Source organism: Marimonas arenosa, assembly GCF_030848945.1.
Classification (GTDB): Bacteria; Pseudomonadota; Alphaproteobacteria; order Rhodobacterales; family Rhodobacteraceae; genus Marimonas; species Marimonas arenosa.
The window spans coordinates 88,458-110,742 of record NZ_JANHAX010000009.1 but is presented as its reverse complement, the minus strand read 5'-3'; the positions used below and the strand labels follow the sequence as shown (position 1 = coordinate 110,742).

Genomic DNA, 22,285 nt, shown 5'->3' with positions numbered 1-22,285 from the left:
GGATCCATTGCTGGCGTTGATCTGATAGCTGTCCGTGCCGGCACTGCCGTTGACCATCATCCAACCGCCATCGGCAACCGTGAGATTGAAAGAATCGTTGTGGGATGAGCCGATCAACGCGAAACCAAAATTGTTCGTGCCTGTCATCGTGGTTTGAATGCCGACAATCGTCGTCGTGCCGTTCATGCCTTTGTCGATTGTCCCGGTATTGGCATTGCCATCGATCGTGGCATTGATCCCGGCCGAGAGATCCCAATGCCCGAGCGTGCCAAACCCAGTGACGACCCCGGAGAAATCGACAAGGTCGTTGCCCCGTCCCGGGACAACGATATCTTCCAAGTCATTGTCACCTGTTCTGATCGTATCGTTGCCGTCACCGCCTTCGAGCCAGTCGGAGTGAGCACTGCCGAGCAGACTGTCATTTCCGTCAAGGCCTTCGAAATGCATGCCGGTCGCGCTGCCAACTGCGCTCATCGTGTCGCCGCGCTCGCTGCCGCGGATTTCTTCGATGTTCGAGAAATGGTCAGTATTGCCTTGGGTGTCGGTCACCGTTCCGGCAGCGGCATCTACGACAATTCCCGACCCCACACCACCGAAATAGCTGATCTCCCACTGGTAGGACAGCATGTCATAGCCACCACGCCCGTTGACGGTGTCGGCCCCGCCCAGCGGGGCAAACCCCTCCCAATGATCGGCATTGGAGCCGGTTATACTGTCATTTCCCGCAGACCCTTCGAAATAGTTCGCATAAGTGAAGGTATCATTGACCGCTCCGTTTGCGGCCACGGCAGTGCCAGACCCATTTGCCCCGACGTTGATGGTCAGGCCGCCGCCGACACCCGACATATTGCCGTAGCTGATATCGATACCGTCACCTGAAGCATAGAGACCCGCATGCCCAATGATTGTGTTACTGCCAAGTCCGGGGCGAATATAGTCCCCCCATCCCTGACTTGCGGTACTGCCCCCGGATGCATCAATCGTATCGTTGCCGTCATTGCCTTCCAGCCTGTCACGTCCAGCGCCGCCGGCGAGGCTGTCATCACCCGAACCGCCCTCGAGGGTGTCGTCGAAAGGCGTGCCGATGGCGTCGACATTGGTGGTCAGCGTGTCCAGAACCAGATCGAATCCGTCGACTGCACCGCTCCCGTCGAAATTCACGTCGCCAATGTCGAGCAGGGCGTCGAGCGCCGTGGAGTCGTCGAGTTCGATCAGATCGATCATCGCCGGGATCAGGTCCGACGTCGCCCAGGCGAAATTGGTGAGCGTCATGATCGTGTTGCCGAGGTCGTCGCGAATCGTGATCCCGGTAACAGTTCCGGATAGAGTATTCGCGTTCAGACCGGTGCCGGTCATGGTGACTTCCCAGTTGGTGTCCGGGTTGATACCAACGACCTGCGTCGGCGTGTTGGTTGTGATCACCAGATCGAATTCATCATCGACGGAATCGTAGAATGCTTGCGCGAACACATCGATGCTCGGTCCAAAATAGGTGATATCCATTCTTCCCTCCCAATTTTTTAAATAAAAATTCTTGGCCAGATGGGCGTACCAACTCAAAATTTACCAAAATCTCTTTAAAAAACAAACTTCAGATTCAAGGAATTTCACAAAATGAAACGGTTCTAAAAATGAAAGCCAAGCTCGGAAACGCGACCATCCCCATAACCGAACATCCGCATAGGGCTCATCACGTCAATCGATCCCAACCGATCGAAGGTCCATTCCGGCGCGCGCGGACGTCATATTGAGCTTTCCTCACTTGCATCCTCTGCGTCCGCGGCATGCAATTTCCGGCGACGCAGTAAATTCCACCAGACCGGTCATTCGAGGCCATGCCAACGGCCGATTTTCAATCCGATCGTTCGCCGCACCTTGGTCGAAGTAGCGAGACGCGAGACCAGGCTGCCGTTGAGCAAGTCCATGAGAGTGGCGGGAAACCACTGCCTTGCGGACCTCCTTTCCTGCTACCGCACAGACTGCACGTTCAATACACAGTACCGCTAAGAACGCACCGAACCTGGAAAATGCAGCGAGAAAATCGCTGAGGATTTGAGAGGCATCCCTTTCAGTCGAGCCCCAGTCCCATCTGAGCTCGCAGCACCTGGTGCCCGGGCGCGACCTCATCGTAGATCGACGGTGCGGGGATGTGGCCAAGCGGAAAAACAGGGGAAGGGATCGGGCGGAAGTTCAGATCATCCCTGATATTGCGCTGCGTCGGATCGGCGACAGGTACCGCCGAGAGAAGCGATTTAGTGTAGCTGTGCTGCGGGTTTTCGAAGACCTGCTGGCGGCTGCCAATCTCGACGAGACGGCCCAGGTACATTACACCCACGCGATGCGCGACCCGTTCGACCACGGCCATATCATGGCTGATAAACAGATAGGAAACGCCCAACTCTGCCTGCAACTCCATCATCAGGTTGAGAACCTGGGCCTGCACCGACACGTCGAGCGCACTTACCGCCTCGTCGGCGATGATCAGCTTGGGATTGACTGCCAGCGCACGGGCGATGGCGACCCGCTGGCGCTGTCCGCCGGACAGCTCGTGCGGAAAGCGGGACATGAAGCTACGCGGCAGATCGACCCTGTCGAAAAGCTCTGCCACGCGGTCCTCGACCGTGCCGGCGGTCTTGATGGCAAAATTACGTATCGGCTCGGCGACCTGATCGCGCAGGCGCATATAGGGGTTGAGTGAGGCAAAGGGGTCCTGAAAAACCATCTGCATGTCGCGCCATGCCCGTCGGCGAAGATCGCGGTTATTCAAGGCCAGAATGTCAGTCCGATCCAGCAGCACCTGCCCAGATGTCGGCTCCGAGAGCCGCAGGATCGAGCGACCGCAGCTTGACTTGCCGCAACCGGACTCCCCCACCAGCGCCAGCGTCTGACCCCGACCGATGTCGAAACTAACATCCTCGACGGCATGAACGTTGGCAATGGTGCGCCGAAACAGCCCCCCCTTGACGGGATAGCGGGTCGTCAGATTGCTGACCTTCAAAAGCGGCTCTGGCGCCGCGTCTATCGGCGTCGGGGAGGCCTGCGCCGTTTCCTCGCCCACCAGCCGCATCGGCTCGGGCGCGGGTTTGCCGCGCATCTCGCCCAAGCGCGGCACGGCTGCGAGCAGCTTGCGGGTGTACTCTTCCTGCGGAGCAGCGAAGATGCGCTCAACCGGGCCCTCCTCGACCAGCTTGCCACGATACATAACCACCACGCGGTCGGCCATCTGTGCCACGACCGCCATGTCATGGGTAATGAAAAGCACCGCCATGCCGGTTTCGCGCTTGAGCCGGTCGATGAGGGCGAGAATTTCCGCCTGGATCGTCACGTCCAAAGCCGTTGTCGGCTCATCCGCGATCAACAGACGCGGCTCACAGGCCATCGCCATCGCGATCATCACGCGCTGACGCATACCACCCGAAAGCTCATGCGGGTACTGCGTCAGCCGCCGTTCCGGTTCCGGAATGCGGACCTGCTGCAAAAGCTCCAGCGCCCGCGCCCGAGCCTTGGTGCGCGACAACCCGCGATGCACGCGCAACCCGTCGGTCATCTGGCGCTCGATGGTGAAAACCGGATTGAGCGAGGTCATAGGCTCCTGAAAGATCATGCCGATCTCGTCGCCGCGGATCGCCTGCATCGTCTCCGAATCGGTCTGCGCAAGGTCGATCTGCTCACCGTTGAGCGAGAACCCGAGACGCCCCGACGTGATCCGCCCGCCGCCGAACTCGACCAGCCGCATGAGAGACAGAGACGTGACGGATTTTCCTGATCCACTTTCGCCCACAACGCAAACCGTTTCTCCCGGCGCGATGGAAAAGCTGATGTTCTCGACCCCGACAATGGGGCCGTCCTCACCACGGAATTCGACGCGCAACTTGTCGACGCTCACAAGAGGTTCTTGATCAATTGGCATTACGCCGCCCCCCTTGCGCGTGGATCAAGTGCATCGCGCAATGCGTCGCCGAACATGTTGAGCCCCAGCACCGTCACCGCGACCGCCGTACCGGGTACAAGCGCAGTCCACGGCGCACGGTCGAGATAGTCGCGCGATGCCTGAATCATCAGCCCCCAAGACGCATCGGGCGGCTGTGTTCCGAGACCCAGAAAGCTAAGCCCGGCCTCGGCCAAGATCGCGAAGGCGAGGCTGATGGTCGATTGCACGATGACGGCGGGCATGATGTTGGGCAGAATGTGCAGCGTGATCAGACGCAGGTCAGAATTGCCGGCAGTCCGCGCCGCCTCAACGTATGGCATCTGGGCCACCCGCAGGGCTTCGCCCCGGATGATGCGGGCAAGAAAAGGAGTGAAGGCGATGCCGATGGCGATAATCGTATTCTGCAGGTTTGGCCCCAGAATAGCAGAGATCGTCAGCGCCAGCAGCAGTGCGGGAAAACTGAGGAGTGTGTCCACCAGACGCATCAGCACATTGTCGGTCGTCCGGCCCACGTAACCTGAAACCAGCCCCAACGGCAGACCGATGACGATCGACATCAGCACCGCCGCCGAAGCGATGAAGATCGAGGTCTGGGCCCCCAGCAAGACCCGGAACATCAGATCGCGACCAAGCTGATCAGTGCCCAGCGGATGCGCCCATGTAGGGGGTGACAGCCGCGCGCGCATGTCCATCCGGGTTGCCCAATCGGCCGGGATCAACAGAGGGGCAAAAACGGCGACGGCCAGCACCGCCACGACGACAATCACGCCGGCAATCCCCTTGGTGCTGCGAAAGGCTGCGGGCACCTTCATGACAGACGGATCCTCGGATCGACCACGGCATAGAGCAGATCGACGATCAGGTTCGCCAGCATCACCACCGCCGCGATGACAAAGACGCTGGCCTGAATCAGCGGGATGTCCCGGTTGAGCAGCGCTTGATAGGTCAGCCAGCCCATGCCGGTGTAGTTGAAGAGGCTCTCGATCACGATGATCGAGCCGAAGAGATAGCCCACCTGCAACCCGGCCACTGTCATCACAGGCCCCACGGCATTGGCCAGACCGTAGCGCCAGACGACTGTGCTTTCGTTCAGCCCCTTGGCACGGGCTACGCGAATGAATTCCTGTTTAAGTATGCCGGTCATCGTCGCCCGGGTCATGCGCGTCAGATGCGCCATCAATCCGAGACCCAGCGCCAGCGAGGGCAACAGGGCATGGCGCACAGCGGCCCCAAGGTCGTCGCCCGGATCGACGAAGCCCGAAGACGGCAACCAGCCCAGCCCCCGCGCGAAAAGCAGGATCAGCATGATACCCCAGAAAAAATCCGGCAGGCTCACGCCAAGCATCGCAGTGGAGCTTGCCGCCGTGTCCTGCCAGCGGTTGGCGTGCACCGCCGCCCAGACCCCCAGTGGGATCGCACAGGTCAACGCGATGGCCATGGAAAAAAGCACCAACAACCCGCTCGCAGTCATCTTTTGCAGCAAGAGCGGCGCAATCGGCTCCTTGAACACCAGCGACGACCCCCAGTCTCCGGTCAGCATGCCGCCGACCCAGCGACCATATTGCACCAGAAGCGGGTCGTTCAGTCCAAGTGTTTCCCGCAGACCGGCCAGCGCTTCGGGATTGGATTGCGTGCCCATGATCATCATGGCCACATCCCCCGGCAGGATATTGGTCACCGCGAAGGTTATCGCAGAGATTAGGAAGAGGGTCAGCATCATCGAAAAGACGCGGTTGAGAATGTAGCTCACGCGAGGATCGCCCTTGTCAGCAGGTTATTGAACCGGGGCGCTACGCTGCGCCCCGGTCTTTTCATGCGGGCATCAGGTCTCGGCTAGCCAGACCTTGTGGAAGCGCAGGTTGGAACCGTTGGGATGAACGATAGAATCGAGTCCCTGCACGGTAGGCTGCGCCCCGATGGTGCCGTTGCGGAACCACAGAATCACGTCGAGCGTGTCGTCGTGGATGACCTGCTGGACTTCTTTGTAGATTGCCGCCCGCTCAGCCGGATCAACGGTGACACGCGCCTTGGCGGTGAGTTCGTCCACCTTGGGATGCGAAATCTTTCGGTAGTTGAACGCACCTTCGGTATTCCACAGAGAATAGTAGAGGAAATCCGGCTCCCACAGAGTGAAGAAGTTCATCATGGAAATCTGGAAGTCCTTGTCGACCCAGACCTGGCTCAGCCAGTCCGACCAAGTGAGCTGTTCGATCGAGGCATCGACACCCGCCATGCGGAACCATTCCAGCATGATCTGCGCGGATTCCACGTGGTAGGGATAGTTCGTTGTGACCTTAAAGACGACCGACAACTCATTCGGCCCATAGCCCGCTTCGGCCAGCAGCGCTTTGGCTTTCTCGATGTCCTGCGGACGTTGGCCAAGATCGCTGTTGTAGGAGGCCGACGTGGGATAGCTGGGCGATGCGGTGGTCGCCCCCTGCCCCCAGAGCGCCCCTTCCAGAAGCACCTCCTTGTCGATCATGTAGTCGAAGGCCTCGCGTACCTTGGGGTCCTTGAAGGGCTCGAAGTCGTGGTTGAAGTTCACGAAATCCCAGTTCAGCGGAAACCACGACACGACCTGCAGATCGCTGTCTCCCTCGATCTCGGCGATGCGGTCGGCGGGGATGTCGTTGATCATGTGAAGCTCGCCCGTCCGCAGACCGGTCAGCCGAACAGTGGGTTCGGTGATCTCGCGCGCGATGACACGGTCAAGATACGCCGGTCCGCCCCAGTAATCATCAAAGCGTTCCAGTTCGACCTCGTTGCCGAATTCGCGGCGGACAAAGCGGAACGGCCCGCAGCCCACCGGCGCGTTGCCCTGTTCCTCGCCCGATCCCTCGGGCATCACCACACCAGCCCCGTTCTCGGCAAGGCGCGACAGGAAGGGTGCGTTCACCGAGTTCAGTTTCACGATCAGGGTCAGATCGTCGGGTGTCTCGATGCTTTCCACGGCATTGAACACCTCGAAGTTCACCGCGCCGGTATCGGGGTCGCGGCAACGGTCGAAGGAATACTTCACATCCGCCGAAGTCATGGTCTTGCCGTTGTGGAACATCACGCCAGGGCGCAGACGGAAGGTATAGGTCAGTCCGTCCTCGCTTTGCTCAAAGCTTTCGGCGAGGTTGGGGATGACGTTCAAATCCTTGTCCACCGTGACGATCGAGTCGTGCACGTTCTGCAGCACGCGCCCGGTCGAGGCGGTGCCGGTCTGGTGCATGTCGAGGTTCTGGGTCGTTTCAGAATGACCCCAGATCAGCGTGCCGCCACGGACCGGCTCAGACTGCGCGCGTGCCGGGCCGCTCAGGCCGTAGAGGATGGTGCCGCTCATAAGGGCCGACGTCGTCTTTAGAAATTCCCTGCGTTTCATATTTCGATCTCCTTGTTGCACATAGGTCGGGCGTTCCGGCCCGTCAGTCGAACATCCGCCAGCCTTGATCAGCCGGTTCTCTTCCTCATTCAGGCAGGCGCGGCCGCTCGTCCGCGACGCCAAGACTGGCCTCAAGGGCCAGCCCGAGATTTATAATCGTTCCCTCGTCGAACAGCCGCCCCCAGAGGGAAATGCCCTGCGGCACGCGGTGTGTCTTGCCGCTCGTGTCCGCGTCGCCGGTGGTCAATTTACCCTCGCCCAGCGAGGCTGCGCTGCGGGTGCCCAGGTTTTCGAACCCTGCACGCAGGTGCAGGCAGGGATGGCCCGTGAAATTTGACGCAACCAGCATCGGACCGGTCATGAATGGCCCGATGAGCGCGTCGACCTCCTGGAACAGACCATCCAGCGCCTGCATCACCAGATAGCGCAGACGGTCAAGCTGGACGTGATCGACTGCCGACAAAAAGCGCGCCTTGCGGAACGTGTTGGGCCAGGCCCCGTCGTCTTGCCAGGTCAGCGTGTCGTCCGCGCCTGTCAGGGTCAGGTGTTCAAACGCCGCCGCCGCTTCGGCATAGACGACGTTCATCAAAGCGCCATAAGGCAGATCGGGCAGCGATACTTCGACAACTTCGATACCCAGCTTCTTAGCCGCTTCCAAAGCCACACGGTCGACGTCAGTTGCACCTTCACCGAAGGCCTCGGGCAAGTATCCCAGCTTCAACCCCTCGATGCCCCTGCCCGCGTCGAAGGAGAAGGGTGCGTGGATCGAACAGAGATCCGCCGGATCACCGCCATTGATCGCCGCGAGAACCAGAGCGGTGTCCTCCACGCCCCGACAAATCGGCCCCACCTTGTCGAGCGACCAGCATAGCGCCATGCCGCCCGCGCGGCTGACCCGCCCAAAGGTCGGGCGCAACCCTGTCGGGCCGCAGCGCTGACAGGGCGACGTAATGGAGCCCAGGGTCTCAGTCCCGATGGCAAAGGCGCAGAGCCCCGCCGCCGTGGCAGAGGCCGACCCGGCACTGGAACCGGAGGAGCCTTCATCGGTGTTCCAGGGATTACGGGTCACGCCACCATACCAGATGTCGTTGTAAGCCAGCGCGCCGACGGTTGTCTTTCCCAGCAGCACCGCACCCGCATCGCGCAGCATCGTCACGATGCGCGCGTCACCAGCGGGCACGCGGTTCCGGTAGGGTTCCGCACCCCATCCGGTAACGATTCCGTCCGTGTCGAATAGGTCCTTCACGCCGTAGGGGATTCCATGCAGCGGGCCGAGGGATTTGCCCTGCGCGGTCAGCGCATCCATCGCATCGGCTTCGGCGAGGGCCATATCCGTCGTGACCATCGCATAGCACATCAGTTGCGGATTGAACCTCGCAATCCGGTCGAGGTAAATCTCTGTCAATCGCCTGCTTGTCAGCGCACCGGAGGCGATCCACGCACCAAGCTGCGGCAGGCGTGCAAAGGCGATGTCTTCTTCGCTGTCAGGCAAGGGCGCGTCGGGGCGCGATCCGACCACCCCCTCTGCCTGCGGCATTTCGAACCCCGGCAAACGCGGATCGAACCGCAGGCTCATCGGGACAGAATTGGCCAGTTCAACCTTGCGCCGCGCCACGGCGGAATCGATCTGCCCTTCGAGATTGCCCGCCATCTGCGCGCGTTCCTGCGCGGTATACGCAACAGCGAGCAGCCGTTCGGCCGCTTCGATATCGGCTTCTTTGATCTTGTCGTCGCTCATGGCTTACCCCCGTTCAACTTTGTTTTTATCCGATCGTCTGTCGTTCGATCTCTATGGTCATGCGATCATACAAGAGTCCGGGCACACACGGTGGAACTGTTTCAAAAAACCGGCATCGATGCCTAAATGTTGAGCGTCCTGTCAAAACGGTGTCGCGAAAGATCGGCTGGCCTGGCCCGCGGCCCTACGACGGTCTTCTTCGGCGACGATTTCGGCATCTACGTTGGTCCGGTCGAGCGTGCCATGCGGGTTGGCCCGCGTCGGTAGTGTTTTCGACATAATCAGGAAACGCTCGTGCGCCACGTCATAGAGGCGACGCAATTCAGCGAGCGGATCGGGATGATCGTCGGCGCGCAGATCAAGCCATGGATAAGGCTCGGAGCGGTGGACAATCAGTGCCGCGGATTGCGTGCCGCGTTTGTCTCCGCCTGCTTCTGCACCCGCCTCCATCGCGGCCATCAGCCGCTCGATCAAGGGTAGATCTGCATTGTTGCGATAGGCTTCCATAGTGTCGCGTACGACGGCCTCTCCCGCCAGCATGTTACCTGCGACGGAAACACCCGGTGATGTCAGATGCCCACACCAGCCGACGCAATCAGGGCCGGTGTAGGCGGCGGTGCGCCCCTGCGCATCGACCATGTGGAGTTGCCGGTTGGCGCGGCCATCGTCGGCCTTGACCAGCGCGTCGAGCACGTCTTGCGGCGCCTCGCCTGCGGCGAGCCGGTCTGCCGCGTCGATACCCCAAAGCGGGCTGACGAAAGCCTGCGTCGCCACCGCGCCCTTGCCCGCGCGGATGTGCGGGACAAGCGCGCCCACGGCGAAGAAGCGGCTGGCTACCGCGATCCCGAGCTCGCCGGTACGCTCATCATGTGCCACGATCGAATAGGTCATCGCTCCCTCCTCAGCGCCCAATTGCGTACGCCTGCATCAGCCGCGGGGTTGCGGCGGCCTTGAGCAGCCCGTCGGACGTCCGGCAGGCGGCGGTCAACCGCCCAATGGTCCAGGGCTCGGCCACTTCGACGGCATGCCCGCGCGCGCGCAGGTCGGCGATCACCGCCTCGCCGAAATTCGGCTCCACCATCAGGTGACCGGGACGTACGGCGCGCGGGTCGAAAGATCCCTGGAAATGCGAGGTGTTGAAAAGCGGCGCGTCGATAGCTTCCTGCAGGTTCATGGCGCTGTGGACGAAGCGCAGGAACAGCATCAGTTGCCATTGATCCTGTTGATCACCGCCCGGCGTGCCGAAAGCGTGGCGCGTGCCATCCGGCTCCTCGGCCATCGACGGTGACAACGTGGTGCGAGGTCGACGCCCCGGAGCAAGCGATGTGGGCAGCCCTTCATCGAGCCAGAACATCTGCGCCCGGCTGTTGAGCGGCATTCCCAGGCCCGGCACGACCGGGGAGCTTTGCAGCCACCCGCCCGAAGGGGTGGCAGAGACCGAGTTGCCCCACCTGTCGATCACGTCGATATGCACCGTGTCGCCACGCTTTTCGGAAAGATGCGCCATCGTGGGCTCACCCGCACCGACGCCGCCGCCCAAAGCCTCTTCGCTTGCCTTCGCGCGAGCAACGGCGGCATCTACTTGACGGTCAAATCCATCGATCCGCCCAGGGCGTTGCGTGAGGCTCGCCTCCGCCCCCAGCAGCGCGCGCCGTTCCTCCGCATACTCCCGCGACAAAAGTGTGTCGGTCGGTATATCGCTGTGATCTGGGTCGCCATAGTAGGCTTCGCGGTCCGCGAAGGAAAGCTTCATCGCCTCGGTGACCATGTGCACGAAATCCGCACCCCGGCTGTCCATCTCGGCAATACCACTGCCCTCCAACGTGCGCAGCGATTGCAGCAGAGTGGGCCCTTGGCTCCACATACCGGCCTTCCAGACGGTCCAGCCCTCGTAGTCAACCGAAAGCGGCGACTCGTAGCTTGCCTGCCAGCCAGCCATATCCTCGCCGGTCATCACGCCCTTGTGCGCCGTGCCTGAGGCATCCAAAACGCAGGCCTGCCGCATCCAGCCGTCAATCGCCTCGGCCACGAAGCCCTGATAGAAGGCCCGCCGGGCCGCTTCGATCTGCGCCTCGCGGCCCTTTGCCGCCTCGGCTTCCAGCAAGAGCCTTTCCCAGGTGTCGGCCAGCGCTGGATTACGAAAGAGCACGCCCGCCGCAGGAGCCCGCCCCCTCGGCAACCAGGTTTCGTAAGAGGTGGGCCATTCGTTGCGGAAGAAGTCTGACAGCCCTTCAATGGTGGCCGCGACACGCGACAGAATAGGGTGGCCATGGCGGGCGTAGAAGATTGCGGGTTCAAGAATATCGCGCAGCCGCAGGCGCCCGTGATCGCGCAGCATCAGCATCCAGGCATCGAAGGCGCCAGGCACCACCGTCGCAAGCAGCCCTGAGCCAGGGATCCTATCCAGCCCTTCCGAGCGGTAATGGGCGATGGACGCCCCCGCAGGTGCGACGCCTTGACCACAGATGACGTGCGGAGCCGTGTCGCCAGCGGAACGGACGAGGGCCGGCATGTCACCCAGCGGGCCATTCAAATGCGGCTCAACCACGTGCAGGGTAAAACCCATGGCGGCGGCGGCATCCGCTGCCGTTCCACCGGTTTCGAGGAGCTTCATGCCGACGGCCGAGGCAATCCAGTGAGTCGAGGTCACGACGCCAAACGTACCTTGGATTTCAGGTCTGGTTGAAAAGGTCATCGGCTGCCCTGCTCATGAATCACGTGGGTCGAGCGCGTCGCGCAGCCCGTCGCCCAAAAGGTTGAACCCCAGCACCACCAGAAAGATCGCGACCCCCGGATAAAGCGCCATCCAGGGTGCCTGTTCGAGAAAATTCTTGGCGATGTTCAGCATCGCGCCCCAGCTCGGTGCCGGTGGCTGCTGACCAAGTCCGAGGAACGACAAGGAGGCCTCTGCAATGATGGCGGTGGCAATAGTCAGTGTCGCCTGCACGATGATCGGTGGAATGATATTGGGCAGGATATAGCGCCCGATCATCCCAAGATGCCCGATCCCCACAGCACGCGCGCTTTCCACGTAATCCTCGGTCATCACCGTCAGCGTCTGCGCACGCGACAACCTGATGAAGATCGGCATCGCCGACAAGCCGATGGCGATCATCGCATTGGTCAGCGAGGGACCCAGAAAGGCCGCAAGCGCTATGGCGAGGATCAGGAAGGGCGCGGCCAGCAGGGCCTCGGTAAAGCGCGAAATGATGGCGTCGGTCCAGCCACGCAGATAACCTGCGAGCATGCCCAGAGGCACCCCCAGCAGCACCGCAATCAGGACCGATACGACCCCGGCCAGAAGCGAGGCCTGCGCCCCCCATATCATCCGGCTTAGAACATCGCGCCCAATCTCGTCGGTACCAAAGGGATGCGGGATGGAAGGCGCCTTGCGCACCGCCGACCAGTCGGTCTCGGTCGGGCCGGGCACCGGCAAGATCGGTGCCAGCAGCGCCACGATCAAGAAGAACAGCACGATCACCCCGCCCAACAGCGCTGACGGGCTGCGGCGGAACTTTTCCCAGGCCCGGTTACGGCGGCGGGGCGGCAACGGATCGGCCGCCACCTCCGGATCGACGACAGCAGTCATTGCTCAGACATCCTCGGGTTCAGGACACGGTAAGCCGCATCGGCGAGTATGTTCATCAAGATGAAGGCGATGCCGGTACACAGCACGATCGCCTGCACGACGGCATAGTCCCGGTTGAAGACCGCATCGACGACCAGCTTTCCAAAGCCCGGAATAGTGAAGATCTGTTCCGTCAGCACGGCTCCGGCCAGCAGCTCTCCGAAAAGTAGCGTGATGACGGTCACGACAGGTACAAGCGCGTTGCGCAGGGCGTGCTTGATCAGGACGACGCTTTCGCGCAGGCCCTTGGCGCGAGCGGTGCGCACGTAGTCGGATTTAAGCACGCTCAGCATGGCCGACCGCGTATGGCGCATCAACGTGGCGGCGATGGCCGTGCCAAGCACGAAAGCAGGCATGAGCATCGTTCGGATCGATTGCAGCGGGTCTTCGGACAGCGGCATGTAGCCAGACGCGGGCAGCCAACCGAGCTTTACCGAGACGAGCAGGATCAGCATGATACCGAGCCAGAAATTCGGCACCGACAGGCCCGACAGGGCGGTGATATTAGCTACCCAGTCGATCCACGTGCCCTTCTTGTAGGCCGAAAGCACGCCTGCGGGGATTCCGATCAGAATGGCGATGGCCAGCGCCATCACCGCAAGCTGGATCGTCACCGGCAGTTTTTCCGCGATAAGTTCAAGCACCGGCTGCTGGGTGCGCAACGATATGCCCAGATCGCCCTGCAGCGCGTTTCCCGCCCAGGCAAGGTATTGCACTGGGATGGGGTCGTTCAGGCGGTACTTCTCGCGCAGGGCGGCGATGACCTCCGGGTCACGTTCTTCCCCGGCCATAACGAGGATCGGATCGCCCGGCAGAAGATGCTGTAGAGAGAACACGAAAAGCGAGATCAGAATGACCGTCGGGATCGCAATAAACACCCTGCGTGCGAGAAAAGCGAGCATAGCGGGACCTGAATAAGGGGTTGCGAAGGGGTCGCTGCGCCGCCCCGGGGGTTTCCCGGAGCGGCGCGCGTCATGGCTGCCCGTTACTCGGTCACGGACACGCCGTGCAGGCGGATCATGCCGTCGGGATACGGCGTGAACCCGTCCACCGCGCTGTCGAGCGCCCAGAGCCAAACCGGGTGGTAAAGGTAGACAATGGGCATGTCTTCCTGCTGCTTGGCAATCGCGGCATTGTAGCTTTCCTTGCGTACTGCCGGATCGGTGGACAGGCGAGCTTCATTCAGGAAACGGTCCATTTCGGGGTCAGAATATTTGGAATCGTTGATCCCGCCACCGGTGGTCATGAACTGGTGGATATTGCCGTCGGGATCGACCCGCCCCGACCAGCCGATCTGGCTGGCGGTGTACTCACCCGCCGACTGGTCGGCCAGAAGCGTGGCGAATTCCTTGGCGGCCAGTTCGATGGTGATTCCCGCCTCACCAGCCATGGACTGGATCACCTGCATGACCTGCGTCTGCACCGGATTGTTGGCAACTTGCACCTCGATGGTCAGGCCATCGGCAAAACCGGCCTCGGCCAGAAGCGCCTTGGCAGCTTCGACATCACGTTCGGGCACCGGGAAGTCAGCATTATACCACGGCGACGTCGGCGAATAGGGCTGGTTGCCGGTTGCGAAAGCTCCTTCGAAGACGACCTGGTTCAACGCATTGCGGTCGATCGCCAGAGACAGTGCTTTGCGCACCGCGGCATTCTGGCCCAGTGGATTTTCCGCACGCGGGCCATTGGCCACATTGATTGTGATGCCTTGATAGCCAAGCGATGTCGCCTTTTCGACCATCAGCCCGTCATCTGCCTCGGCAGAGGCCATGTCAGTCGCAGCAAGCCGTTCGAGCATATGCAAATCGCCCGCCCGCAAGTTGGCAAGGCGTACTGTCGTGTCAGGGATCGGCAGGAAGGTGACGCTGTCAAAGTTGATCTCGTCCGCGCGGTAATACTCCGCGAACTTTTCCAGCACGATGCGATCCTGCTGGATGCGCTCCTTGAACTTGAAGGGGCCCGCGCAGACCGGATTCAGGCCAAACGCCTCCCCCGCCTCGCCGGTGGCCTTGGGCGACAGCATCATGCCGGAACGGTCGGCAAACTGCGCAATCAGAGTGGCGTCTGGGGCCGAGAGATTGAACTTGATCGTATAGTCGTCGATCACCTCTGTGCTTTCGATGGATTTCACCTCGGATTTCCGGCGGCTCAGCTCGAAGTTCTGTGAGCGGTCGATGTTGGCGGCCACGGCCTGAGCGTTGAAGGGTTCGCCATCGTGGAAAGTGACACCCTCGCGCAGCGTCATGGTCAGCTCGGTGCCATCCGCATTCCACTCCCATCCGGTGGCCAGCATCGGGATAATCTCAAGGTCCGGCGTGATATCGACAAGCTTGTCGCAGAGCGAAGCGTAGACGATGCGGCCTACGAAAGTCCGCGACTGATCGGGGTCGAGCACATCAGGGTCTTCCTGCAGGCCGATCCGCAGGTCCTGAGCATGCACAAGGCCGCTTGTTGTGGCTAATAGTGCCGCCAGTCCCAGTGTTTTCAAGATACGCATTGCGTTCACTCCTCTTTTTCAAGTTTTGCAGATTCGGTATTGGCCGTCATGCTGGCGCGCGCCGCGCTGTAACGGGCAAATCTTCTTGCCACCGCAGGTGGTCGAGCCTGATTGTCGGTGCGGATGCCTTCCAGAGACATGTTATCGGCAAAGTGACAGGCGACGCGCCGCCCCTGGTCCATGTCTCGCAGCTGCGGCCGTTCGGTGCGGCAAATATCCTGCACGTAGGTGCAGCGCGTATGGAAGCGGCACCCAGACGGCGGTGAAATCGGGTTCGGCGGATCGCCCTCGATCTTGGTTTGCACCTTGCGCGCGCCGGTCGCAGGGATCGGGATCGCCGACAAAAGCGCCTCGGTATAGGGATGCGCAGGAGCCGCGAACACCTCGGCCGCCTCGCCAAGTTCGACGATCTCGCCCAGATACATCACAGCAACCCGGTCCGCGACGTGGCGGATCACGGCCAGATCATGCGCGATGATGATCAGCGTGAGGCCGAATTCGTCCTTCAAATCCTCAAGGATATTGACGACCTGTGCCTGGATCGACACGTCGAGGGCCGAGACGGGCTCGTCCCCGATCACGATCCTTGGCCCCGTCGCCAGCGCACGAGCGATACCGATACGCTGGCGCTGCCCGCCGGAGAATTCGTGCGGATAGCGGTCGGCATGTTCCGGCCGCAACCCGACCTTGCGCAGCAATTCCGCCACCTTGGCACGCCTTTCGGCGGGCGTGCCGATCTTGTGTATGCGCAAAGGCTCACCGATCAGCGCACCCACGGTCATGCGCGGGTTGAGGGACGAGAACGGATCCTGAAAGATGAATTGCATCTCCCGTCTGAGGTCACGCAGCTCGGCACCCGTCAGCCCAGATATTTCGCGACCGTCGTAGATCACCGACCCTTCTGACGCCTCGATAAGGTGCGAAAGGAGCCGCGCAAGTGTCGATTTCCCGCAGCCGGATTCCCCAACGATGGCAAAGGTTTCACCTTCGATGATCTCGAAGTCCACGCCGTTGACCGCCTGCACGATGCTCGGCGCACCGAAAAGCGGCTTGTTGGTAATGAAGTGGCGCATCAGGCCGCGGGCTTGAAGGATGGGGGCATTCATGCGGTTTCCCTCCACGCGGGCGTGGGCTCAGCCTGCTCGATAGGGGCGTGCCAGCAGGCAACGCGGTGTCCTGCCTCCAGATCGACAAGCTGTGGTGGCGCTTCGCACGCCGCATCGGCAAAGGGACAGCGTGGGGCAAAGCGGCAGCCAACGGGCATATCAAGCGGGCTCGGCACGGTGCCGGGGATGGTCACAAGCCGTTCGCTTCGGCCCGCAAGCGACGGCATGGAGGACATCAGACCCAGCGTATAGGGATGCTGCGGGTCATCGAATATCTGCGTCACGGTGCCTGCCTCGACGATCCGACCGGCATACATCACGGCGACCTTGTCGGCCATTTCAGCGACCACTCCGAGATCGTGGGTGATCATGATTTGCGCCGCCCCCGTTTCGCGCCCCAGATTGCGCATCAGATCGAGGATCTGCGCCTGGATCGTCACATCCAGCGCCGTCGTGGGCTCATCGGCGATAAGAAGCGCGGGATCATTGGCCAGCGCCATGGCGATCATCACCCGCTGCCGCATGCCACCGGAAAGCTGATACGGATACTCGTCCAGCCGGCTTTCTGCAGCGGGTATCCGCACCCGCTTAAGCATCTCCAACGCCCGCGCCCGGCCCGCCTCGCGAGAGACATCCCGGTGCTCGCAGACCGCTTCCGCGATTTGGTCGCCGATCTTCAGCGCAGGATTGAGCGAAGTCATCGGCTCCTGAAAGATCATTGCGATGCGGTCCCCACGCAGCGCGCGCAACGTCGCTTGAGGGGCCGACAAAAGGTCCGTTTCCTGGAATTCTGCCGTGCCGCCATCTATCCGAAGCGGAGTCCCCTCGAGCAGTCCCATCAACGCCAGGGCGGTGAGGCTCTTGCCGCAACCGGATTCCCCCACGATGCAAAGCGTTTCTCCGGCATCGAGGGAAAAGCTCACATCATCGACGAGCGGCCGAGCAGCCCCGGCAACGCGGATCGACAGACCTCGGACATCAAGAAGTGGTTTAGAGGCAGTCACCGCCGTTCCTTTTCCAATGACGTCTTTAAATTGGAGAAGAGCACGTTGAGATGGTCGCGCATCGCCTCAGCCGCCGCTGCCCCGTCGCGGGCGTTGATGGCGTCGATGATCCGGGAATGCTGATCATCGTAAGCCGCGCGTGTCTCAGGTGTGCGCGCGCGATGGCGCTTGCGCCGCCATTCCTCCCCCATGCGCACCTCGTCGATCAGAGTAAACGCCGTCAACATCACCCGGTTGCCGGCAATCCTCGCGATCGCCCGGTGCAGCGCGCCGTCCCAAAGCTCGGCGGCTTCGGCTTCGCCTGCTTCATGCGTTCGGTCCGCCAGTTGCCGCAGCAGGGCAACATCATCGGCGGTTGCCCGGCGGGCGCAAAGATCGGCCAGCGCCGGCTCGATACAAAGACGCGCCTCCATCGCTGTCAGTGGATCAACCTCCGAGACGATCTTGGCCGCAAGCTCTTCTGTCGGATCCGGCGGTTGACCGACAAAAGTGCCTTTTCCCTGTTTGCGCCAGACCAGCCCCTCGGCTTCCAATTGATCAAGTGCGTACCGCACCGACCTGCGGCTCGCCCCCAGGTCCATCGCCAGACGACGCTCCGTCGGCAATCGCCCGTCCGATGGAAGAAGATCATCCGTCACGATTTGACGAATGGCTCGCAACACCCGGAGACTCTCGGACAATTCTTGCCCTTCGATCTGATTATCCTGCAGCATCGACACCCAAAAACATTTCACGTTTGGTCTGTACCAATTTACGTTTGGTCCACCCAAGACTGTCAACAAAAACCGTTGTTCGGTGGGGCGAAAATCACATTTCGCTGCTTTGGTCAGATAGATTCGAACTCGGTGCGTTAGGCAAGTCATTGTTTATGTTTGACTTTAAATCTTGAATATCTTTTGGGCATCTGACGCGGAATTTTTCTGTAGGCACTGGCCAACAGTCATGGACTGGCTCAGACGTTGAAAGAATCGCTACCGTCCTGAACGCCCTCGCCATTTTGTTTGGCGTCGAATGAGAACGCTTTCGCTGGCGGCCTTGCTCTGGTTAACAACGGGAGAGTTGTTAATCGAAAATCGGATGATGCAGGCTCCAGAGACGACCCTGGGAAATCGCGCTGAACAGCGACACAACGGTCGTCTCTTTGGGAAATGCCACAGTCCAAGCCCCGGAAAGAACGGGAGAAAACAGGGAAAAAGGCTGATTGCCGGCAGAGACTGGGGTGGGTGGCGGACCGAGGAGGATTCGAACCCCCGACCCCCTGATTCGTAGTCAGGTACTCTATCCAGCTGAGCTATCGGTCCGTGGAGGCCTCAGATAGACGCATGCCCCGGCCATTGCAAGAGGGGAATCAGGATTTTTCCAACTGTTGGCCCAGCTCTCCCTTGGGCAGACGGATGGTGAAAACCGTGCCCGTATCGTCGCTTTTGTCCAAGGTCAGTGCCCCACCGTGGCCACGCACGAGCTCGGCGGCGATCGCCAGTCCCAGCCCGGTGCCATCCTTGCGGGTGCCGCCGTGGAACGGGCGAAACAGATAGTCGCGCGCCTTCTGCGGCAGGCCCGGACCCGTGTCGCTGATCCGAACATACCAGGCTTCGTCGTCCTCCCGCGCCGACACCGAAATCTCGCCCGGCTTACCGGTAGCGACAATCGCCTGCCTGGCGTTGCGCACCAGATTCGATACCACGCGGAAAAGCTGTTCGGGATCGGCACGCAGCATCATCATGCCAGGGATGTCCTCGCTCAGGCTGACATCCGCCTCGCCAATCGCCAACCGCTCCGAGGCCAGAACGTCGCCCACGACCTCCGACAGGTCAACCCGGGCCAGTCGCGGCGCCGGCTCCTCAGCCTTGCCAAAGGCGAGCGTGGTCTCGCACAAGTTCACGGCGCGGGTGATCGAATTCACTAACTTCGGCGCCATCCGTTGCACCGCAGGATCCTCGCTCATCTCGATCCGGTCTGTAAACAGCTGGGCCGAGGTCAGGATGTTGCGAAGGTCGTGCGAGATCTTGGCCACGGCCGCGCCCAGCTGGGCCAGCCTTTCCTTCTGCTTCAATGCGCTGGTCAGCTCGGTTTCGAGCGATCTCAGCGCCTCTTCAGCTTCGCGCAACTCGGTCACGCCGGCGCGCGGCGAGATAATGCGCCGGGCATCCTCAGGATCGGCGGCATAGGCCTGCATATCGGCCACCACCCGCTTGATCGGACGCACCAGGATCGCGCGCACCGCCAGAAACAACAGCGCCGCGGTGATCACCGAGATCACCGCTGAAAGGATCAGGATGCGGATGCCGTAATCGATCATCGCCGCGCGCAGCTCGCCTGTTTCCATCGTGACTTCGATCAGCAGTCCCGCTTCGCGCACCGGGTTGCCCATCACCCGGATAACCTGCGGCTCCGGGTCGAACAGCCGCACAACCGCATCGCGGATCAGCGTCAGCGGGGTGGCGTCGCGTAAATCGTAGGTCGCCGAGACCGGTTGGGGGATCGGCGCTGAAAGCATCAACTGTCGCGCTTCGTCGCGCCGCAGCACGACGTTGAACACGCCCGCATTGCGTAACAGTTCCTCCTCCAGCGAGGGGTCGATCATTTCGTCAGCCAGAAGTGCAAGACTTGCGATCTGGGCGCGCTCGAGCCGGGAGAGTAGAAAGTCCTCACGAAACCGAGCGATCGACGGCACGAAGATCAGCACCTCTGCCAGCATCACGAAAACCGTGGTCAGGATCAGGAAACGGCCAGACAGGGAATTCAGCATGCACCTTCCCCACACACCCGACATGTCAGGCGCAAGCCAGCCCTTGCGCGGGCCTGGATTGTCGTCTTCAAATCCGGCGCGTTTTTCAAATCCGTGACCTCACGGCAGCCAGCGCTGCACCAACCCGACCACCCGTTTCACCCCTTTGCTATCAAAAAGTCTGGGTGAGAAATAGGCACCCGCAGCGCGTTTGTTAACCTCGCCAAGCGACGGGTAAGGCGAGACCATGCCGGCCACCGCGCTCATCTTCAACCGGTTGGCCAACGCCAACGCCCAGAGATTGATGTGTTCTCCGGCCTGGTGGCCTACGATGGTAGCGCCGACCGGGCGACCCTTGACCACCATCACCTTGACGAAGCCCGCCGTTCGGCCTTCGGCGATTGCCCGATCGCTTCCGGCATAGTCGAACCGCGCGACCTCAAGCTTTGCGCCGTGTCTCTCGCGAGCTTGACCATCAGTGAGACCAACCTGCGCCAGTTCCGGATCGGTGTAGGTCGCCCAGGGGATGTGATCCGTCCGCACCTTTGCCGGCAATCCGAACAGCGCCGAGCGAATGACGATCCCCGCCTGGTAGCCGGCGACATGGGTGAATTGCAGCCCGCCATTGACATCCCCAATGGCGTAGACCCGGCGGTTCGAGGTCTTCAGCGATGCATCCACCTTTATGCCCGCTCGAGTAGTCTCGATCCCTGCAGCGTCAAGGTTCAGCCTTTCGATATTGGGTTTGCGCCCCACCGCCACCAGCAGATGCGTGCCTGCGAAGACGCGCCCGTCCTTGGCCGTTACGTCGATGGCGCCGGGCTGCCCGCGGATTTCTGCGGCCAAGGCGTCCTCGGCGATTTCGATTCCTTCGGCCCTGAGCGCCTCGATCACCACCGCCGCGGCGTCCGGATCGTCCTTGCCCAACACCTTCTCGCCCTCGATCACCGTGACCTCGCACCCCAAACGCCGGTGCGCCTGCGCCATTTCCATGCCGATCGGTCCACCGCCGATTATCAGCAGGTGTCCGGGCGCCTCACGTTGCTCAAAGATCGTCTCGTTGGTGTCATAGGGCACGCTGTCGATCCCCGGAATCGGCGGCACCAGCGGCGACGACCCGGTGGCGATCACGATCCGCCGCGCGGTGATCACCCGGTCGCCGGCCTGTACCTCGGTCGGCGACAGAAACGTCCCGTAGTTCGAAATCACGCGCACTCCCAACCCCTCGAACCGCTCGACACTGTCATGCGGCGCGATGGTCGCGATCACTCGCGCCACGTGCTCCTTGGCGGCCACGAACTTCACCGTCGAACCTTCATGCGCGCGCTTCGCCATGGCCAGCAGAGCCTTCGATGGCACGCAGCCATAGTTGAGGCAGTCGCCTCCCATCTTGTGACCTTCCAGCAAGGTGACGTCGGCCCCCATCTGTGCTGCACCAGCCGCAACCGACAACCCGCCGGAACCGCCGCCGATCACCAACAGATCCGTCTTGATCTGTTCCATCAAAGCACCTTTCCGCCGCGTACAGCCTTGATAGCGATCGGCAGCACCGCCAGCACGCAAAGTCCCAGGATCGGTAGCAGGATGTGCGGCTCGAAGATGACACCAAGATCGGGGGTTTCGCCACGTTCGAACACCTCTCCCAGCCCGGCACCGACCGAGGTATAGACCAGCCCGCCGGGGATAATACCGAAGAAGGTCGAGATCACGAACCGTCGCAGCGGCACTTCAAGGAAGGCCGGCACCAGGTTAGCCAGAAAAAACGGCACCGCCGGCACCAAACGGATCAGGAACAGCATCGACCACTGGTTTTCGTCGATCCCGACCTTGATCTTCTTCACCGTGCCCCGGCTGTCCTCCAGCCTGGCGCCAAGCCGCTCTCCAAGCCCCCAGCGGGCAGCAAGGAAGATGAGCGTCGCGCCAATCGTTGCGGCAGTCACGTTGTAGAGTGTGCCTGGAAACGTCGCGAACAGAAATCCGCCGGTCAGCGTCGCCACCGTCGCGCCAGGCAGCGAGAACGCCACGATAGTTACATAGGCCGCGAAGAATGCCGTCACCGTTGGCCAGTAATAGGTGTCGCGAAACGCGATCAGCATCTCGCGATTGTCCCGCAGGGCCTCGAAGCTCAGATAGTCGCGCAAGGTGAAAGCACCGACCGCCGCCACCGCCAGGATCACCGCCAGCGGCAGGTTGCGCATCAGCGCGGATTTGCGTTGTCCCGCATCGGGTTGGGTCATGTCGCTCATTCTCGGGCCGGGCCTTTCCATGCTGTTTGGCATGAAATCG

Annotated in this window: 17 protein-coding genes and 1 tRNA gene; all 18 read right to left on the bottom strand. The window is 61.5% G+C overall.

Going from position 1 to position 22,285, the window contains the following annotated elements:
- A partial coding sequence (locus NO357_RS21060; protein WP_376744413.1) for a calcium-binding protein occupies positions 1-1,503 on the bottom strand: 1,503 nt, incomplete at its 3' end.
- A 565-nt stretch (positions 1,504-2,068) separates the two neighbouring features.
- Positions 2,069-3,910, bottom strand: coding sequence for an ABC transporter ATP-binding protein (locus NO357_RS21055; protein WP_306737726.1), 1,842 nt, complete (start codon positions 3,908-3,910; stop codon positions 2,069-2,071).
- Positions 3,910-4,743, bottom strand: a complete 834-nt coding sequence (locus tag NO357_RS21050) for an ABC transporter permease (protein ID WP_306737725.1) — start codon at positions 4,741-4,743, stop codon at positions 3,910-3,912. Before NO357_RS21050 ends, NO357_RS21055 begins: the two co-directional genes overlap by 1 nt.
- A complete protein-coding gene (locus tag NO357_RS21045) occupies positions 4,740-5,681 on the bottom strand; it encodes an ABC transporter permease (RefSeq protein ID WP_306737724.1) in 942 nt (313 codons plus the stop codon). Before NO357_RS21045 ends, NO357_RS21050 begins: the two co-directional genes overlap by 4 nt.
- 72 nt (positions 5,682-5,753) lie before the next feature.
- Positions 5,754-7,298 (bottom strand): ABC transporter substrate-binding protein, encoded by a 1,545-nt coding sequence (locus tag NO357_RS21040; protein ID WP_306737723.1) that lies wholly within the window; start codon positions 7,296-7,298, stop codon positions 5,754-5,756.
- Between the two features lie 85 nt (positions 7,299-7,383).
- On the bottom strand, positions 7,384-9,036 hold the full coding sequence (locus tag NO357_RS21035) for an amidase (protein ID WP_306737722.1): 1,653 nt from the start codon (positions 9,034-9,036) through the stop codon (positions 7,384-7,386).
- Between the two features lie 141 nt (positions 9,037-9,177).
- Positions 9,178-9,927, bottom strand: coding sequence for a DUF1028 domain-containing protein (locus NO357_RS21030; RefSeq protein WP_306737721.1), 750 nt, complete (start codon positions 9,925-9,927; stop codon positions 9,178-9,180).
- Between the two features lie 10 nt (positions 9,928-9,937).
- Positions 9,938-11,731: a gamma-glutamyltransferase family protein gene (locus tag NO357_RS21025; protein WP_306737720.1), complete on the bottom strand. Its 1,794-nt coding sequence runs from the start codon at positions 11,729-11,731 to the stop codon at positions 9,938-9,940.
- 12 nt (positions 11,732-11,743) lie between these two features.
- Complete coding sequence (locus NO357_RS21020) at positions 11,744-12,625, bottom strand: ABC transporter permease (protein WP_306737719.1); 882 nt, start codon at positions 12,623-12,625, stop codon at positions 11,744-11,746.
- Positions 12,622-13,566 (bottom strand): ABC transporter permease, encoded by a 945-nt coding sequence (locus NO357_RS21015; protein ID WP_306737718.1) that lies wholly within the window; start codon positions 13,564-13,566, stop codon positions 12,622-12,624. The genes NO357_RS21020 and NO357_RS21015 overlap by 4 nt, the downstream gene beginning before the upstream one ends.
- Positions 13,567-13,649: 83 nt before the next feature.
- On the bottom strand, positions 13,650-15,161 hold the full coding sequence (locus tag NO357_RS21010) for an ABC transporter substrate-binding protein (RefSeq protein ID WP_306737717.1): 1,512 nt from the start codon (positions 15,159-15,161) through the stop codon (positions 13,650-13,652).
- A 5-nt stretch (positions 15,162-15,166) separates the two neighbouring features.
- Entirely contained in the window at positions 15,167-16,267 is a 1,101-nt protein-coding gene (locus NO357_RS21005; protein ID WP_306737716.1) for an ABC transporter ATP-binding protein, read from the bottom strand.
- On the bottom strand, positions 16,264-17,271 hold the full coding sequence (locus NO357_RS21000; RefSeq protein WP_306737715.1) for an ABC transporter ATP-binding protein: 1,008 nt from the start codon (positions 17,269-17,271) through the stop codon (positions 16,264-16,266). Before NO357_RS21000 ends, NO357_RS21005 begins: the two co-directional genes overlap by 4 nt.
- Positions 17,268-17,984 carry a FadR/GntR family transcriptional regulator gene (locus tag NO357_RS20995; protein WP_306737733.1) on the bottom strand — a complete coding sequence of 239 codons (717 nt, stop codon included), beginning with the start codon at positions 17,982-17,984 and terminating at the stop codon, positions 17,268-17,270. Before NO357_RS20995 ends, NO357_RS21000 begins: the two co-directional genes overlap by 4 nt.
- 511 nt (positions 17,985-18,495) lie before the next feature.
- Positions 18,496-18,572 (bottom strand) — tRNA-Arg (locus NO357_RS20990).
- A 47-nt stretch (positions 18,573-18,619) separates the two neighbouring features.
- On the bottom strand, positions 18,620-20,020 hold the full coding sequence (locus NO357_RS20985) for a sensor histidine kinase (RefSeq protein WP_306737714.1): 1,401 nt from the start codon (positions 20,018-20,020) through the stop codon (positions 18,620-18,622).
- A 99-nt stretch (positions 20,021-20,119) separates the two neighbouring features.
- On the bottom strand, positions 20,120-21,502 hold the full coding sequence (locus NO357_RS20980) for a dihydrolipoyl dehydrogenase family protein (protein ID WP_306737713.1): 1,383 nt from the start codon (positions 21,500-21,502) through the stop codon (positions 20,120-20,122).
- The gene (locus NO357_RS20975; protein WP_306737712.1) at positions 21,502-22,245 is read right to left on the bottom strand and encodes a TVP38/TMEM64 family protein; all 744 of its coding nucleotides are present in this window, start codon (positions 22,243-22,245) and stop codon (positions 21,502-21,504) included. Before NO357_RS20975 ends, NO357_RS20980 begins: the two co-directional genes overlap by 1 nt.
- Between the last annotated feature and the right edge of the window lie 40 nt (positions 22,246-22,285).